The organism is Paraoerskovia sediminicola (genome assembly GCF_030296575.1).
Lineage (GTDB): Bacteria > Actinomycetota > Actinomycetes > Actinomycetales > Cellulomonadaceae > Paraoerskovia > Paraoerskovia sediminicola.
Map to the genome: position 1 here is coordinate 932,828 of NZ_AP027729.1, position 15,972 is coordinate 948,799.

Below are 15,972 nucleotides of genomic sequence, written 5' to 3' on the forward strand. Positions count from 1 at the left end.
GCCGGGGACGCTCATCGCTCGTCGACGGTGCCGGAGCCGCCCACGTCGGCGTCTTCAGCCCCGTCGGCCTGGTCAGCCCCGTCGGCCCGGTCAGCGTGGTCGGAGGTGCTCGACCCGCCCTGGTCGGTCCCGTCGCGCTGCGTCCGGACGGCCTCGGCCTCGACGGCCCGTGAGGCGTCGGCGGCCTCGCGCTCGGCGGTCGTCTGGTCGGGGCTGAGCTCGTCGAGCGCCAGCAGCTCGGTCCGGACCTTGCCCGTGCGGAAGCCCGCCCGGCCGACCATGTGCGCCGCGACGGGGGCGGTGAGCAGCTGGAACACGGCGACCAGGACGAGCATCCCGACGACGGTCCAGGAGTGGACCCGCAGCCCGACGCCGCAGAGCAGGAGGATCAGCCCGAGCACCTGAGGCTTGGTGGCGGCGTGCATGCGGCCCAGCAGGTCGGGGAAGCGCGCGACGCCGACCCCGGCGGCGAAAGTCAGGAACGCGCCGCAGAGCATGAGCAGGCCGGCGACGACGTCGGCGGCCACGGCCCAGCCGTCCCAGTGCAGGATCTCGCTCATCGCACCTCCCCTCGGGGTTGCCGCCGTGGTGCTCGGGGTCGATCGCGGCCTCCCGCTCGGCCTCGCGCTCGCGCTCGACGGCCTCGAGGCGGGCGGCGTCGTCGGCGGCGACCTCTTCCGCCGTGCGGATGCGCCCCTCGCCCTCGGGCTCGACGGCGGCGAACCGGGAGATCAGCACCGAGCCCACGAAGCCGACCAGGGACAGGACGACCAGGATCGGGATCGTCTCGGTGCGGCGCGAGAACGCCGCCTCGATCGCGATGGCGCCGACCAGGGTGGCGGTGAACACGTCGAGCCCGATGGTGCGGTCCAGCATCGACGGGCCGCGCTCGATCCGGACGATCGCGAGCACCGCGGCGGTGGCGACGAACGCCGCGCACACGATCGCGACGACGACGGCGACGGTCGCGGTCATCGGCCCTCCTCCGGGTCTCGGCCGGTCCTCGGCCCGTCCTCGGGTCCCGCTGACCAGGGCGATGGCTCCGGGGTGTCACCGGCCATCGCGGCGCGCGCCTCGTCGTCCGCCACCGTGAGGCCGGCCGGCCCGAGGCCGGCGCGGGCCAGCTCGCGGTCCGACGCGAAGGCGCGCAGCACCCGCTCCTCGAGGTCGTGGATCTCGCGTCGGACGGCGTCCGGCCCGCCCGACGACTCGAGGTCCAGCACGTGGACGTACAGCACGCCGGTGAGCCGGTGCGCCTCGATGATGACGGTCCCCGGGACCAGCGACGTGAGGATCGACGCGACCGTCAGGTAGAGGTCGCCCGCGTTGCGCATCGGGACCCGGACCACCGCACCGTGCGGAGTCCACCCGACGCGCAGCGCCTGGGCCGCGACCTGCACCGACGCCACCGCGAGGTCGCGCACGAAGTGCCCGACGAGCCGCAGGAACCCGCCGACCCTGAACTGCCCCTGGAAGTCGATCTTCGGGAGCGGCATGAACGACACGACGAGCACCCCGAGCAGCGCGCCCACCAGCAGCGTCCCCCACGCGACGCTGCCCCACAGCAGCGCCCAGACGACCATCAGCCACAGCGCCGCGTGCCACTGCGTGCGCACGCGGCGACGCCAGCGGAACCAGTACCCGGGGCTCACTCCGCACCTCCCGGTCCCGTGTCGTCCGTGCCTGTGGACGAGCCGACAGACGTGCGCGCAGACGTGGGTTCGGGCGTGCGCGGGTCGCCCGGTTCCGGGGAGACGATCGACCCCGGCGCCGTCGTCGGCTCCTCCTCGGGCTCCGCGTCGTCGCCGTCGATGCTGCCGTCCACCTTCTTGCCCTCGTCCGACTCCCCCTCGCCCCGCAGCGCCCCGCCGGGGAACACGGCGTCCACGTAGGACGTGCCGTCCATGAGTGTCGCGGCGGCCCGCTCGGAGTACGAGTACAGCGGGCCGGCCACGACCGTGATGCCCACGCCGAGGACGACGAGCGCCGTCGTCGGGCCGACCATCGCGCGCGGCAGCCGCACCGGCGGGAGGTCCGCGGGTGGCGTCTGCCAGAACGCCTTGTTCCACGCCTTGACGATCGCGTACAGCGTGAGAAGCGACGTGACCACGCTGCCGACGACGAGCACCCAGACGAGCGGGGTCCCCTGCCGTGCGCCCTCCTCGAGGAGCCCGACCTTCCCGAGGAAGCCCGACAGCGGCGGGATGCCCGCGAGGTTCATCGCGGGGACGAAGAAGAGGATCGCGAGCCCCGGCGCCGCCCGCGCCAGGCCTCCGAGCCGGTCGAGCGACGTGGACCCGCCCCGGCGCTCGACGAGCCCGACGACGAGGAACAGCGTGGTCTGGACGGTGATGTGGTGCACGACGTAGAAGATCGCCGCCGACATCCCCGCCTCGGTGGCGAGCGCGATCCCGAAGACCATGTAGCCGATGTGGCTGACGAGGGTGAACGAGAGCAGGCGCTTGATGTCGTTCTGCGCGACGGCTCCGAGGATCCCGACGATCATCGTCAGGAGCGCCAGGACGAGGAGCACCGTGTCGACCCGGCCGTCGGGGAACAGCAGGGTCTGTGTCCGGATGATCGCGTAGACGCCCACCTTGGTGAGCAGGCCGGCGAAGACGGCGGTGACGGGCGCGGGCGCGGTCGGGTAGGAGTCCGGCAGCCATGCGGAGAGCGGGAAGATCGCCGCCTTGATCCCGAACGCGAGCAGGAGGAGGAGCTCGAGGATCAGCCGCGTGCTCGGCTCGATGTCCGGCATGCGCTCGGCGAGCTGCGCGAGGTTCACGGTCCCCGCTGCCGCGTACGTCAGCGCGATCGCGACGAGGAAGACGACGGAGGACACGAGCCCGACGACGACGTAGATCGCGCCGGCCCGGATGCGCTCGCCCGTGCCGCCCAGCGTCAGCAGCACGTAGCTGGCCGCGAGCAGCACCTCGAAGCCGACGTAGAGGTTGAACAGGTCGCCGGAGAGGAACGCGTTCGACACCCCGGCCGCCAGCACCAGGTAGGTCGGGTGGTAGATCGCCACCGGCGCGGCCTCGTCACCGTCCGCGATGCCCTGCCCCAACGAGTAGAGGAGCACCGCGAGGAGCATGACCGACGAGACGACCAGCATCAGCGCCGAGAGCCGGTCGGCGACGAGGTTGATCCCGACCGGGGCCGACCACCCGCCGACGTTCACGACGAGCGGGCCGTCGTCCGCCGCCACGAGCAGGCCGACCGCCGCCAGGACCATGAGGACCAGGGTCGTGACCGAGATGATGCGCTGCGCGCGGGGGAACCGCCACAGCGCGAGGGTGAGCCCCGCGGCGAACAGCGGCAGCATCACGGGCAGCGGGACGAGCGTCTGGAGGGAGTAGCTCACGACGGGTCACCGCCGGAGGTCGTGCCGGAGCGCCCAGGCTGCGTGCCGTGGTCCTTCGGGTGGTCCTTGCCGTCCCGGTGCCGACGGTCGTCCTCGCCGAGCCTGCTCGTCTCGTCGCGCACCGTCGACGCCTCGTCGTCGAGCGACGTGTTGTCGGCGGCGTCCGAGTCGTCGTACGCGGGCTCGTTCGTCGCTGCGATCCGCGCGACGCGGCGGTCCTCGAGGTCGTCCTGGACCTCGTCGTGGCCGTGCAGCTGCCACGACCGGTACGCCATGGCGAGCACGAACGCGGTGAGCCCGAGGGTGATGACGATCGCCGTGAGCACCATCGCCTGGACCAGGGGGTCGCTCATCTCCCCCACCGGTGTCAGGCCGACGATCGGGGCGCCTCCGGCACGTCCGCCCGCGACGAGGAACAGCAGGTTCGCACCGTTGCCGATGAGGATGAACCCGATCAGCACCCGCGTCAGGCTCCGCTCCAGGAGCAGGTAGACCCCGGTCGCGAACAGCACGCCGATCGCGAGGACGATCGCGAGGCTCGGGGTCATGCCGAAGCCGGTCTCGGGGTCGGCTCGTCGGTCGACGCGGGCAGGACCCCGCCGACCCGGGCGGCGACGTGGCCGACCCGGCCACCGAGGGACTCGAGGACGTCGGTGATCACGGCCGCTCACCGCCGATCACGGTGGGGTCGAGCGCCTCGAGCTCGGACTCGGGCCCGGTGTCGAGGTCGCCGTCGGTGATCTCCGCCTGCCGGTCGAGCTCGCCGCCGAGCGAACGCAGGATGTCGAGCACGAGGCCGATCACGAGCAGGAACACCCCGATGTCGAAGAACAGCGACGTCACGAGGTGGACCTCTCCGAGCACGGGGACGTGGAGGTCCAGGATCACGCTCTGCAGCACCTCGCCCCCGGCCAGGAGTGCGAGGAGACCCACGCCGGCCGACAGGAACAATCCCGTACCGAGCAGCAGCCCCGGGTGGACGGGGGCCGCCTCGCCGAGCTCGTACCGCCCGCCCGCCAGGTAGCGCACGAGCAGGGCGATCCCGACGAGCAGGCCCGCGGCGAACCCGCCGCCGGGCGAGTTGTGCCCCGAGAACAGCAGGTAGAGCGCGAAGACGATCATCGAGTGGAACACGAGGCGCGTCACGACCTCGAAGATCACGGACCGCCGTTGCGGTGCGAGCGTCGACTCGGCCCGCAACCAGGGCCGCATCGCCGGGCTGGCACCCTCGCGGGCCCCGGTGCCCCGGGTCCGCAGGGCACCGCCGGGGTCCGGCGTGCCCGACCAGACCTTGGGCTGTCGCGTCGAGAGGTCCTCGGTCGCCCGCAGCCTCGGGATCTCGCCGCTCCTGCGCCGCAGGAACACGAGCGACGCGACGCCCGTCGCCGCGACGAGCAGCACCGAGATCTCACCGACCGTGTCCCACGCACGGATGTCCACGAGGGTCACGTTGACGACGTTCTTGCCGCCCCCGAACTCGTCGGCCTCGCTCGGGAAGTCGATGGAGACGGGCAGCGCCGTGCGCGCCAGCGGGGCGACGATCGCGAAGCCCATCATGACGACGCCGACCGCGACGCCGATGCCGAGCCGCACGTACCGGCTGACCGCGAGCGGCCGGTCGGAGAAGTACGGGGGCAGACGGCGCAGCACCAGCACCATGACGGCGAGCGTCACGGTCTCGACGAGCACCTGCGTCATGGCGAGGTCTGGCGCTCCGTGCAGCAGGAAGAGCGCGGCGTTGCCGTAGCCGGCGGCCCCGACGAGCAGGACGGCCTTGAGCCGACGGCGCGCACGGGTCGCGAGGATCGTCGCCACCGCGATCGCCACGACGACGACCATCTGCGCGGGCCGGTCCCACAGCTTGACCTCCAGCTCGCCGCGCCACCCGGCCAGGCCCGCGATCCCGGGGCCGATCACCATGACGACGAGGATCGCTCCGAGGTAGAACGGCAGCGAGCCTCGCTGCGTGGCCGCGGTGACGTCGGCCGCGATCTCGTCGAGGCGCCGCATGGTGCGCCGGTAGACGACGTCGGCCTCGACGACGTGCGGGGCCCGCGCCTGGAAGCGCTCGACGCGTTCCCGGGCCCAGAAGAGCAGCGCACCGACGACATAGACGCCCAGGGTCAGCACGACCGGCAGGCCGAACCCGCCCCACAGGGTGAGGTGTCCAGGCTCGCCCTCCGGGTACGTCTCGGCGTACGGCCCGAGGATCGCCTCGCCCAGGTGCGGGAGGAGCGCGGCGGCGAGTCCCAGGAGAGCCAGGATCGCGGGCGGTCCGACGAGCAGCACGGACGGCCGCTCGACCTCGCCCGGGTCGACGGGGTGCTCGACGTCGCCGCTGCCGGTCCGCCGGTCGGTCGCCGCGCCGCGCTCGGTCGCCGGACCCTTGGAGGCGAACGCGCCCCACCAGAACCGGAGGCTGTACGCCACCGTCAGGACGGAACCCACGACGAACGCCCAGAGCACGACCTGGTCGACCCACCCGTCCTCGGCGCCGTGGACCAGGGACTCCAGCGCGGCCTCCTTGGCGACGTACCCGGCGAACGGCGGGAAGCCCATCATCGACAGGGTGGCGAGCGCGGCGGCCGTCGCCGTGACGGGGAGCCGGCGCCCGACGCCGGTCAGTCGGCGCAGGTCGCGGGTCCCGGTGGCGGCGTCGACGATGCCGACGACGAGGAAGAGCGCCGCCTTGAACATCGCGTGCGCGCCGATCATCGCAAGCCCCGCCAGGGCCGCGCCCCGGGTGCCGAGGCCGACCAACAGGATGATCAGGCCGAGCTGGCTCACCGTCCCGAACGCGAGGACGAGCTTGAGGTCGTGCTGTCGCAGCGCGCGGTAGCCGCCCAGCAGCATGGTGCCCGTCCCGAGGGTGATCACCATGACCTGCCACACGGGCAGCTCCGCGTACGCCGGGGCGAACCGGGCCACGAGGTAGACGCCGGCCTTCACCATCGCCGCCGCGTGCAGGTAGGCGCTCACCGGGGTCGGCGCGGCCATCGCCGCGGGGAGCCAGAAGTGGAACGGGATCAGCGCCGACTTCGTCGCGGCGCCCACGAGCAGCAGAGCCACCGCGACCGGGACCGCGCCGCCCTCAGGAGGGTGCGCGACGACGTCCGACAGCCGGTAGGTCCCCGCGGCCTCACCGAGGATCACCAGGCCCACGAGCATGGCGAGCCCGCCGGCCGTGGTGACGACGATCGCCTGCATCGCGGCACGGCGGCTCGCCTTGCGGTCCGCGTAGTGGCTGATCAGGAGGTAGGAGAAGACGGTCGTGAGCTCCCAGAACACGAACAGGAGCAGCAGGTCGTCGGCGGTCACGAGGCCGACCATCGTCCCCGCGAACGCCGTCAGGACCGCACCGAAGCGCCGCAGGCCTGCGGCGGTCCGGGAGAAGTACGCCGAGCAGTACACGAGGACGAGCGCGCCCACCCCGCCCACCAGCAGCAGCATGAACCACGAGAGCGTGTCGAGCCGGAACGCCAGCTCGAGACCGAGCGACGGGACCCACGCGACGCTCTCGGTCGGGAAGTCGCCCGCCATGACCTGCGGCGTGTGGGCTAGGGCGTAGGCCGCGGCGGACGCCGGTGCGAGGGCCATGACCCAGAACGCCCTGCGGTGGAGCACGCTGACGAGAAGAGGCGCGGCGAGCGCCATGAGGAGGTGGGCCACGAGGAGCAGCAGCACGTCCGCTCCGTCCTGTGGGCGGGTGGGCGAGAGGAGTAGGTTACCAACCGGCCCGGCGTCGCCGCAGGTCGGACGGCGTCCCTGCGACAGCGGTCAGCGCCTCACCGTCCGTGCGCCTCCAGCTGGACGAAGACGCAGGTCAGAGGTCGTCCGGCTCGACGAGGAACCCGGCGTCGTCCGCGATCTCGCCACCGACCGCGCCGTGCAGGACCCGGGCCAGGTCGGCCACGAGCTCCGCCGCACGCTTGCGCGCCACGCGGAAGTCGAGCGAGGGGTGCTCGTCCTGCGACGCCTCGAGGTCGGACGGCTCCCAGCGGACCCGGTAGGCGACCGCGCCGCCCTGGGTCCACGGCAGACCGCGCAGCAGCAGCGGCAGCTCGTCCTGGCCGTCGACCTCCACCGCGACCATGCCGTCGACCCCGAGGTCGAGGAGCAGCCCGTAGCCGTCGAGCGGCTCGCCGCTCGTCAGGGCCCGGATGTCGACCTCGTCGGCCGCCGCGTGGATGCGCCTGCGGGTCTCGGCCTCCATCTGCTCGCCCCGGTACAGGGGCAGGTCCGCGATGCCCCGCGGCGGGCCGCTCCACTCCGCCCCGTCCATCGCCAGGCGGATCCGCACGTCGACGGCGGAGAGCACGGACTGCGCGGCGTCGGGGTCGAGCCACACGTCCGAGTAGACCGTCATGTCGACCGCGACCGAGGGGTCGGGGGTCAGCACCACGGCCGCGCGGCCGTCGGCGGTGGCGTCCAGCGCCAGGTGCCCGCCGAGGCGGCGAGCGGCGTCGACCAGCCAGGCGACGACCCGGCCCTCCTCACGGTGCGGCAGCCCGTGCGGGAACGCCCTGCCGAGCCCGTCGCGGTCCCCGCCGCCCGGGTAGGGAGCCTCGCCACGCTCGCGCGGGACCGTCACGTCGAAGACCGCGCTGGACCCGTGCGGCAACCCCGGCACCGGGGCGAACGGCCCCGTGAGCGTCGTGTGGCGGGAGGTCCGCAGGACACCGGGCTCCCCCGGTCGCGCGACGCGCGGCGCGGCCGCCGCAGGCACGACCCCCGTCGGGACGACGTCCCAGCGTGTCCCCGCGAAGCGGGACAGCGCGAGGGTCTCGACCTCGTCGACGACCACGTCGTCGGGCAGGACGAGCAGGTGCCGGGCCTGGTACCCGGCCGGGGACGTCGCGGGCAGGGACGGGAGCGAAGGAGGGAGGGTAGGCATGTCTCTTCTCGGGGCTCGGTGCAGTCTGACGCGTCGGGGGTTCCGGTCGGCGGCCATGCGGTCGGGCGGCGTCAGACCTGGGTGCGGTGGAAGCTCTGGAACGACCGCGACGCCGTCGGGCCACGCTGGCCCTGGTACCGCGAGCCGTAGACGCTCGACCCGTACGGGTGCTCGGAGGGCGACGACAGACGGAAGAAGCACATCTGGCCGATCTTCATGCCAGGCCAGAGCGTGATCGGCAGCGTCGCCACGTTCGACAGCTCGAGCGTCACGTGACCGGAGAACCCGGGGTCGATGAACCCGGCCGTCGAGTGGGTCAGCAGGCCGAGTCGCCCGAGGCTGGACTTGCCCTCGAGGCGCGCCGCGACGTCGTCCGGCAGCGTGACCGCCTCGTACGTGGAACCCAGCACGAACTCGCCGGGGTGCAGGATGAACGGCTCGTCGCCGTCGACCTCGACGAGCCGCGTCAGCTCGGGCTGGTCCTCGCGCGGGTCGATGAACGGGTACTTGTGGTTGTCGAACAACCGGAAGTACCTGTCGAGCCGGACGTCGATGCTCGACGGCTGGAGCATCCCGGGCTCGTAGGGCTCGAGCTGGACACGGCCGGCGTCGAGCTCGGCCCTGATGTCGCGGTCGGAGAGCAGCACGGGCTCACGCTAGCGGAGTCGGCCGGTGTTGCGGAGGCCCCGGCCCACCGAGACCGACCGTTTCGAGAATCGGGGCCCGATGCGGTTATGATCGGTGCGCGCGATCGACCGGGGCTCGGGTTGAGCACCACCGAGCATGCCCCCAGGATCGCTTCGCGGGTGTAGTTCAATGGTAGAACATCAGCTTCCCAAGCTGATAGCGCGGGTTCGATTCCCGTCACCCGCTCTCTCAGCATCATCGCAGGTCAGAGTGCGTATCGCCCCCGTTTGGGGCCGCTCTGAGGCGCGAGGGTTTTCGCCTCTTGCGCCCTAATGCGCCCTTCGCGGCGCGGATACGCACGGAGCGACCGCATGAACACCACCACCCGCGCCACCTCGGCCCCTCGAGCTGCCACCACGCCCTCACGCCACGCTCGACGCGGCTACGGACAGGTACGCCAGGAACGCTCCGGGCGCTGGCGAGCCCTGTACACCGGCCCGGACGGCACCCGCCGCAGCGCCGGCACCCATGACACGCGCGCTGAGGCCGAGGGCGCGCTCGCAGCCGTCCTGACCGACGTGTACCGAGGCTCCTACCGCGCGCCCGACCTCGGGGCGCTGACGCTGAGCACCTACGCCCGCCGCTGGCTGGCCCGCCAGGACGGTCTGGCGCCCCGCACGCTCGACCTGTACCGGCGCCTGGCCGACCGCTGGCTCCTGGCCCCGATCCCGGCCACCGGCCGCTCGAGCATCGCCCTGGACCTCGGCGCCCTCGAGGTGCGGGCCCTGACGCCCGGACTCGTGGCCGACTGGCACGCCGCCGTCGTGGCCGCAGCTCGCACCTCGGCCACCGCCCGCGCCGAACGCGCCGCCACCGTGACCACCGCCCAGGCCGTGCGCGCATGGGCGCTGGACTACGGGCACCCGTGCGCCGTGACCGGGCGCCTGCCCGCGGCGCTCGTGGCCGACTGGCAGCGCGCCGGCGCGCCGATGCCCGCCGCCCCTACCCCGGCGCCGAACGCCGGCCGCACCCAGGCCGCCCAGGCCTACCGGCTCCTACGCACCATCTGCTCGGCCGCCGTGCGCGAGCGCATGCTCTCGGCCAACCCGTGCCAGGTCCGACGCGGCGGGCAGGTGCGCGCCGCCGAGCGCACACCGGCCACGCCCGCCGAGGTGGAGCTGATCGCCGCCGCCATGCCCGAGCGATACCGCGCCGCGGTGCTCGTGGCCGCGTGGTCCGGCCTGCGCGCCTCGGAGCTGTTCGCCCTCGAGCGCCGTCACATCGACCTCGAGCACGCCACCGTGCGGGTAGAGCAATCGCTGATCGAGGTGAACGGCCAGCCCATCACGTTCGGCCCGCCCAAGAGCGACGCCGGCCGGCGCACCGTGGCCCTGCCCCCGGCCACCGCGCGCGCCCTGGCCGAGCACCTGGACCGGTTCACCGGCCCCGGCCGGCGCGCTCTGGTGTTCGCTACCGCCTCGGGGCGCCCCGTCCACTCGAGCACCCGCAGCGTGGCATTCGGACGCGCCCGCGCCGAGGCCGGCCGCCCCGATCTGCGCTGGCACGACCTGCGCCACACCGGCGCCACCCGCGCCGCCGAGGCCGGCGCCACGCTGGCCGAGCTACAGCGCCGCCTGGGCCACTCGACCGTGGCCGCCGCGCTGATCTACCAGCACGCCACCGACGCCTCGGACCGCCGCCTGGCCGCGCGCATGGCCGACCTCGAGCACCCGGCCAACGTGCTGCCCCTGCGCCCACGGGCCAGCGCATAGACCTACACGATTTCAGTTGTCCCTACCTAGCGATAGGTTCCGAAACATGACCCGCAGCACGCCGCCCGACGAGCGCACCGCAGGCGCGGCCGCTCGCCAAGCCAAGCGTGCCGAGCGTCGGGCATTCGCCCGCGAACTGGCCCGTGCTTCGCCTGACGAGCCTCGCCGAGTACGGCGCGCCCTGTGCGTTACGCGCGCCCGTAATGCGCCCTCGCTCGACCTGCGCCTACCTCGCGTCGCCCAGCTGACGCACCCCGAGCGCGATGCTCGGGGCGCGTTCGCGACCCTGACCTCGGCTCGAGCTGAGGCCGCCCTGCTGCTCGCCATGCCCGAGCCCGAGGCCCTGCAGCGACTATCCCGCGCCGCGCTCGCGCATTTCGTGGGGGACGTGCACGAGTACGGGCGGCCGGTCACCGAGGTTCCCGGCATGCTGCTCGCCGCGGTCCGTGCCCTGCGCGCGCTCGGGGCCCGCACCGACCTGAGCGACGCGGGGCGCGCCGAGGCTTACGCCGCGCTCGCAGACCTCGGCTTTCCCCTCGAGGGCACGCATGTGTGGGCCGCCTACGGCATCGGATCGCCGGCCGACCTCGAGGCGCTCACCGACGCGCTCGCCTATGAGCTCGAGGCCTACCTGGCGTCGATCGTCCAAGCACGCGCCGAGCAACTGGTGACCCGGATCGCCATTCGCGCCGAGGCGCGGACCGCCCTCGAGCGCCAGCCGCACGACGACGACCCGGACGCGACACCCGCCGATGCCCAGCGGGCCGCCGCGGACCTCGAGCGGGCCGCGCATGACCCCGATCCGCCACCGGCGCTACTGGCTCTCACCGAGTGCGTGCTGACCGCCGCCCCGCCGCTCACGCGGGCGCGAGCGACGCACGCTGCCTGACCCGCACACCCCGGCCCCGCGCACCTCCGCGCGCCCGCCGTCGCCCGCTACGCCCTACCTAGGCCGGCTCACGCCGAACGAAGGTAGAGACACCCGTGAACACCACGACCACGCCGGCACCGCGTGCCCTGGCGAGCACCACCGAGGCAGCACCCCCGAACGCTGACCCGCTCCTGACCGTGCGCGATGCGGCCGAGTACCTCAACGTGCCCGAGCTCGCGGTACGCGAGCTGATCCGCACGCACCGTATCGCCGCCGCCAACCTCGGAGAGCGGCGTATCCGCCTGCGCCGGAGCGAGCTCGAGCGATTCATCTCCGCCGCGACCCGGCCGGCCACAGCCCGCCCGAGCGCATGAGCGCCGCCAGGCACGCCGGCCACGCACCGCGCGTGGTCGGCGCCCGCGTCGCGGTACTGACCGGCGACCACGCGCCCGAACTGGCCGCCAGGCTCTCTACCGGCTCGGACGTGCGGATCAACCTCGAGGCGCTCGCCGCCGCCCTCGGCGACACCGCTGCACCCCACGTGCGCCACGTGGCCCTCGGCGCGCTGGCCGGCGCCCTCGAGCGTGCGACCCGCCTACGCGAGCCGGTCATGGTCTGGATCATCCACCCAGACCCGAGCCCCGAGGTTCTCGAGGACTACCACCGCCGAGGCTTTGCCCTGCTCGGCCCGCGGGCCGTAGTCGGCGACGCCGGCCCCCGCGTGGGAGCCGGCGCACCTACCGAGGCCCTGAGCAAGCCGCACGGTCCCGCCATGATGCACGGGGCCCACGACACTGGGCGGCACTGATGGGTGGGCTACTGGTCAGCGCGGTATGGGCGGACTCGAGACACAAGCGGCTCGGCCGCGCCGCGCGGCTCGTGCTACTGCGGGCCGCGCACCTGTGCCGGGACGCTGATGCCCGCACACCTGAGGGCGCTCGCTACTGGGCGGGCTCACCGATCCTTGCCGACGCGCTCGGATACACCCTGCCCGAGGAACCCGACGCCGAGGACACGAGCCCCGAGGCAGCGGACGCGCGAACACTCCACCGCAACGCCGAGCGGGCGGTACGAGCGGCGTGGCAAGAGATTCGCAGGGCGGGCATGGCCGAGCGCATCCGGGCCGGCCAGGGACACCACCGCACCGAGCATCGGTTGACGCTCGAGCTCAGCGCCTCACGCACCCAGGCGGAGACTGAGCCACCGCCTCAGGCGGAGACTGAGCCACCGCTCAGGCGGAGACTGAGCCACCGCTCAGGCGGAGGCTCAGCCACCGCCCTAGGAGAAGTGAGGAACCTACAGAGGAATACCCCAGGAACAATCGCACCTCAGGCGAGCACCTCACCTGCGAGCCGCCGCGACGCCGAGCAAGAGGGCATCGAACGCGCCGCTCTCGAGAAGCTCGGACCGAACCACTACCCCCGCTATCTCGAGCGTGCCCAAGCCGACCTCGGCCAGGATGCTCCCGGCTCTGAGGTGGTCCGGCATGCCCTGGCACTCGCCCGCGGCGGTGCGGCATGACACCGCGCCGGCCTGGGCCGATCACCTACAAGGGTGCGCACCGCCGCGTCGGGCGCCGCCGAGGCCGGGCACGCGACCACGGCTGCGTCGATTGCGGTGGCCCTGCCCGTCATTGGTGCTACACCCATGACGATCCCGCCGAGCTCGAGGACGGCCGAGGGTATGAGTACAGCCCGGACCCGCAGCGGTACGAGCCCCGGTGCGTGAGCTGCCACAAGCACGTGGACCTGGCACGCCTCGAGGGCCGAGTGCTAACCGCCCCATCGCCGGCGCCCCTACAGCCGATGCTTTGGATCGAATGGCCCACGGTTTGAACGGTCTTTGACTGGCTCGGTAACCCACGCAAGCCGTCCGCTCTCATTTCTCTTTCTTGGTGACCATGTATAGGGAAGGCCGCGTTTCTTTAAGTGAGCAATGCGGAAACTCTCGCGCCTACTCCTCCCTTTCTCTCCCGATTGTGTTGAAAAACGGGCAAGAATCGGCCAAGCGCGACCCGAACCGGGCCGATCCGGCCCGGTTCGGGGCCCCGGCCACTCCGCGCACCTGCTCCGCGGCTCGCAGCTCGGCCCCTCGAGACACGACCGGAGCGCCCTGCGCGGCTCAGATTTCAGACCGAGCTGATGCAGGCCGTTTCATCCGCACCATGCCCGGACCACGCCGCGGCGACCCGCGATGGGGCATCGTCGCAGGTCAGCCCATGCGGCACTTGGTCAATCGTGAGCCACCACGCCCGCGCCTCCGCAGGTTCATCGCCGGCCGAGCGACCCCCGTGCGCCCTTCGGAACTCCTGGACGGCCACGCCTCCGACGCGCACCCACCTCGAGAGCCAGGACTCCGGTGCGGCATCGTCGCAGGTCAGCCCATGCGGCAGCGGCCCCGCGAGGCCCGCTCACGAGCTCGCTCGAGCCCCAAGATTTGCGCCCTAATGCGCCCTTACGCGCCCCTAGAGAGCATGTCTTAGGCACCCTTAGCGATAGTGAGCGATAGAGTAATCCCAGGTCAGCGGCTTGCAGCCGCCTGGCCGGCCACCTAGAAACGTGCAATAGGCAGATTCCCAAGCTGATAGCGCGGGTTCGATTCCCGTCACCCGCTCCACAGCATGTCAGTGCAGGTCAGAGCCGCTTCCGGACGTCGTCCGGGGCGGCTCTCGTCGTCCCTGGACCGTCCCCGTGCCACGGCCGCCGAACCGGTGGTTATGGTCGATCCCGGGCCTCGGACGACACCGAACCACCGGTTCGGCGCGAAGGAACCACCGGTTCGGGACGGGACCGCCGGACGCGCCCGGCCGGTTCCTGATAGGTCGTCAGGCCCGCCGACGCGGGCGCAGCCGCACGTCCGGCAGCCGTGGCGCCGGGAGCGGCGGACCGTCGTAGCCGACGGTCTCGCCGAAGCGCATCTCGTCAGCGCCCTCGACGAAGCCCGTGACCCGACCATCAGGCGCGTCCGAGCCGTCAGACCCGCCAGACCCGTCGGCGCCGCCCGACCCGCCAGAGCCGTCGGAGTCACGCGACCCGGTGGCGAGCTGGGCCGACCAGGCCGCGCGAGCCTCGGCCACGTCCTCGTGCGTGCGCCCGACGAAGTTCCACCACATCACGACGTCCTCCTCGAACGGCTCGCCGCCCAGGAGGATCATCCGGGCGGGCCCGTCGGACGACGCGGCCACCGTCAGCGACGTCCGTCCCGTCCCGACGTACGCGAGCGAGGACGGCGGCACCCGGACACCCTCGAGCGTCACGTCGCCGGCATCGACGAGCAGGCCGTGCTCGAACCCCTCCGACACGTCGAGCGTCACCTCGCTGCCGGGGTCGAGGTCGACCTGCGCACCGACCAACGGTGTGTGGACCATGGCCGGGGAGGTCACGACGCGCCCGCCGAGCCCGAGGGAGCCGACGAACACCTCGACGCGCGCCCCGAGGGCGAGCACCGTCGGGAGGTTCGACCGGTGCTCGAACGCCGGTGGGCCGCCGGCGCGGGACGACGGCAGCGCGACCCAGAGCTGCACGCCGTGGAGCCGCGCCTCCCGGCTGCCGCGCGGCGTCTCCTCCGAGTGCGAGATGCCGCGGCCGGCGGTCATGAGGTTCAGCTCGCCGGGGCGCACCGTCTCGAGCGACCGGAGCGAGTCGCGGTGCAGCACCTCGCCCTCGAACAGCCAGGTGACGGTCTGCAGACCGGTGTGCGGGTGCGGCGGGACCTGCATGCCCGGGCCGCGCGAGACGTCGTCCGGCCCGTAGTGGTCGCAGAAGCACCAGGCGCCGACGAGCGAACGGGCGCGCTGCGGGATCGTGCGCCGCACGTCCATGGCCCGCGGACCGCCGAGCGGCACGTCCCGGTGCGTGAGGACCTCGATGCCCGCGCGCGGATCGCCAGCGGAGCACAGGCGTTCGTCGGGGTCGCGCTCCTGGTTGCTCATGGACCGAGCGTAGGCACGCGTGTCGGCCTCCGTGCCGACGCCTGGCCCACCTGTGCGGACCACGAACCTCGACGAGGTCCTGGACAAGCGTCAGCGGGCCGCTCGGAGGTCGAGTCCGAGGGGCCCGCTGTCGACCCCGTGCCCCAGCAGAACAGCGGCAGGCCGGTGCGGCCGGTCACGGTGGGGCGCCGCAGTGACGTCACGGCTCGGTGCGGTCGCGGTCCGGCGGGCTCAAGGTCCGTCTCACCACAGTCGACACCTCTCGTGGTCGTGCTTCCGGGTCCGGCAGGACTGCGCCGTCACACGCCTCCCCAGCAGGACACCAGGGGGTCGAGCCGTTCTCCGGTCGATCGACACTGCGACGCACCCCCGTCGACCGTCCGGCCGAGCGACTGCGTCCACGGTGCCGCTAGAGACGTTTTAGTCCTCTCGGGCGGCACGTGCAACAGGTCCGGGGGCGCCGCGAGCACCGGACGGCGTCGTCCACCGGTCGTCCACAGGCGGAGCGGCCGA

The 15,972-nt window shown here is 72.9% G+C and carries 13 protein-coding genes, 1 tRNA gene and 1 pseudogene; 5 read left to right on the plus strand and 10 right to left on the minus strand.

The features are described from left to right. Positions 1 to 11 precede the first annotated feature (11 nt). The 8 genes and pseudogenes from mnhG to dcd form a co-directional block, all read right to left on the minus strand. Positions 12 to 560 (minus strand): monovalent cation/H(+) antiporter subunit G, encoded by a 549-nt coding sequence (gene mnhG / locus QUE47_RS16590; RefSeq protein WP_350227676.1) that lies wholly within the window; start codon positions 558 to 560, stop codon positions 12 to 14. A 220-nt stretch (positions 561 to 780) separates the two neighbouring features. After that, positions 781 to 975 (minus strand): annotated as a pseudogene (locus QUE47_RS16595) (MrpF/PhaF family protein); the annotation flags it as partial. Next, positions 972 to 1,652 (minus strand): Na+/H+ antiporter subunit E, encoded by a 681-nt coding sequence (locus QUE47_RS04430; RefSeq protein ID WP_286218727.1) that lies wholly within the window; start codon positions 1,650 to 1,652, stop codon positions 972 to 974. The gene QUE47_RS04430 and the pseudogene QUE47_RS16595, both read right to left, overlap by 4 nt. Next, entirely contained in the window at positions 1,649 to 3,325 is a 1,677-nt protein-coding gene (locus QUE47_RS04435; RefSeq protein ID WP_286219389.1) for a Na+/H+ antiporter subunit D, read from the minus strand. Before QUE47_RS04435 ends, QUE47_RS04430 begins: the two co-directional genes overlap by 4 nt. Positions 3,326 to 3,360: 35 nt before the next feature. Then, positions 3,361 to 3,912: a Na(+)/H(+) antiporter subunit C gene (locus QUE47_RS04440; protein ID WP_286218728.1), complete on the minus strand. Its 552-nt coding sequence runs from the start codon at positions 3,910 to 3,912 to the stop codon at positions 3,361 to 3,363. A gap of 109 nt (positions 3,913 to 4,021) precedes the next feature. Continuing rightward, positions 4,022 to 7,048, minus strand: a complete 3,027-nt coding sequence (locus QUE47_RS04445; RefSeq protein WP_286218729.1) for a Na+/H+ antiporter subunit A — start codon at positions 7,046 to 7,048, stop codon at positions 4,022 to 4,024. Between the two features lie 139 nt (positions 7,049 to 7,187). Continuing rightward, the gene (locus QUE47_RS04450) at positions 7,188 to 8,258 is read right to left on the minus strand and encodes a hypothetical protein (protein ID WP_286218730.1); all 1,071 of its coding nucleotides are present in this window, start codon (positions 8,256 to 8,258) and stop codon (positions 7,188 to 7,190) included. A gap of 71 nt (positions 8,259 to 8,329) precedes the next feature. Continuing rightward, entirely contained in the window at positions 8,330 to 8,905 is a 576-nt protein-coding gene (dcd, locus tag QUE47_RS04455) for a dCTP deaminase (RefSeq protein ID WP_286218731.1), read from the minus strand. Positions 8,906 to 9,060: 155 nt separating this feature from the next. Between dcd and QUE47_RS04460 the strand changes: the two genes are divergently transcribed. The 5 genes from QUE47_RS04460 (at position 9,061) to QUE47_RS04480 (ending at position 12,336) form a co-directional block, all read left to right on the plus strand. Then, positions 9,061 to 9,131, plus strand: a tRNA-Gly gene (locus QUE47_RS04460). A 125-nt stretch (positions 9,132 to 9,256) separates the two neighbouring features. After that, entirely contained in the window at positions 9,257 to 10,657 is a 1,401-nt protein-coding gene (locus QUE47_RS04465) for a tyrosine-type recombinase/integrase (RefSeq protein ID WP_286218732.1), read from the plus strand. 46 nt (positions 10,658 to 10,703) lie between these two features. Continuing rightward, complete coding sequence (locus QUE47_RS04470) at positions 10,704 to 11,546, plus strand: hypothetical protein (RefSeq protein ID WP_286218733.1); 843 nt, start codon at positions 10,704 to 10,706, stop codon at positions 11,544 to 11,546. 95 nt (positions 11,547 to 11,641) lie between these two features. Next, the gene (locus QUE47_RS04475) at positions 11,642 to 11,902 is read left to right on the plus strand and encodes a helix-turn-helix domain-containing protein (protein ID WP_286218734.1); all 261 of its coding nucleotides are present in this window, start codon (positions 11,642 to 11,644) and stop codon (positions 11,900 to 11,902) included. Beyond that, entirely contained in the window at positions 11,899 to 12,336 is a 438-nt protein-coding gene (locus QUE47_RS04480) for a hypothetical protein (RefSeq protein ID WP_286218735.1), read from the plus strand. Before QUE47_RS04475 ends, QUE47_RS04480 begins: the two co-directional genes overlap by 4 nt. A 533-nt stretch (positions 12,337 to 12,869) precedes the next feature. Here QUE47_RS04480 and QUE47_RS04485 read toward each other — a convergent pair. Then, on the minus strand, positions 12,870 to 13,016 hold the full coding sequence (locus QUE47_RS04485) for a hypothetical protein (protein WP_286218736.1): 147 nt from the start codon (positions 13,014 to 13,016) through the stop codon (positions 12,870 to 12,872). A gap of 1,336 nt (positions 13,017 to 14,352) precedes the next feature. After that, complete coding sequence (locus tag QUE47_RS04490) at positions 14,353 to 15,459, minus strand: pirin family protein (RefSeq protein WP_286218737.1); 1,107 nt, start codon at positions 15,457 to 15,459, stop codon at positions 14,353 to 14,355. Between the last annotated feature and the right edge of the window lie 513 nt (positions 15,460 to 15,972).

What these genes read in the sequence shown, in the direction of transcription:
- QUE47_RS04480 (WP_286218735.1), top strand. Translation starts at nt 11,899, where the DNA reads ATGAGCGCCGCCAGGCACGCCGGCCACGCACCGCGCGTGGTCGGCGCC.
- QUE47_RS04485 (WP_286218736.1), bottom strand. Translation starts at nt 13,016, where the DNA reads ATGCCGGACCACCTCAGAGCCGGGAGCATCCTGGCCGAGGTCGGCTTG.
- QUE47_RS04470 (WP_286218733.1), top strand. Translation starts at nt 10,704, where the DNA reads ATGACCCGCAGCACGCCGCCCGACGAGCGCACCGCAGGCGCGGCCGCT.
- QUE47_RS04450 (WP_286218730.1), bottom strand. Translation starts at nt 8,258, where the DNA reads ATGCCTACCCTCCCTCCTTCGCTCCCGTCCCTGCCCGCGACGTCCCCG.
- QUE47_RS04435 (WP_286219389.1), bottom strand. Translation starts at nt 3,325, where the DNA reads ATGCTGCCGCTGTTCGCCGCGGGGCTCACCCTCGCGCTGTGGCGGTTC.
- QUE47_RS04490 (WP_286218737.1), bottom strand. Translation starts at nt 15,459, where the DNA reads ATGAGCAACCAGGAGCGCGACCCCGACGAACGCCTGTGCTCCGCTGGC.
- QUE47_RS04440 (WP_286218728.1), bottom strand. Translation starts at nt 3,912, where the DNA reads ATGACCCCGAGCCTCGCGATCGTCCTCGCGATCGGCGTGCTGTTCGCG.
- mnhG (WP_350227676.1), bottom strand. Translation starts at nt 560, where the DNA reads ATGAGCGAGATCCTGCACTGGGACGGCTGGGCCGTGGCCGCCGACGTC.
- QUE47_RS04465 (WP_286218732.1), top strand. Translation starts at nt 9,257, where the DNA reads ATGAACACCACCACCCGCGCCACCTCGGCCCCTCGAGCTGCCACCACG.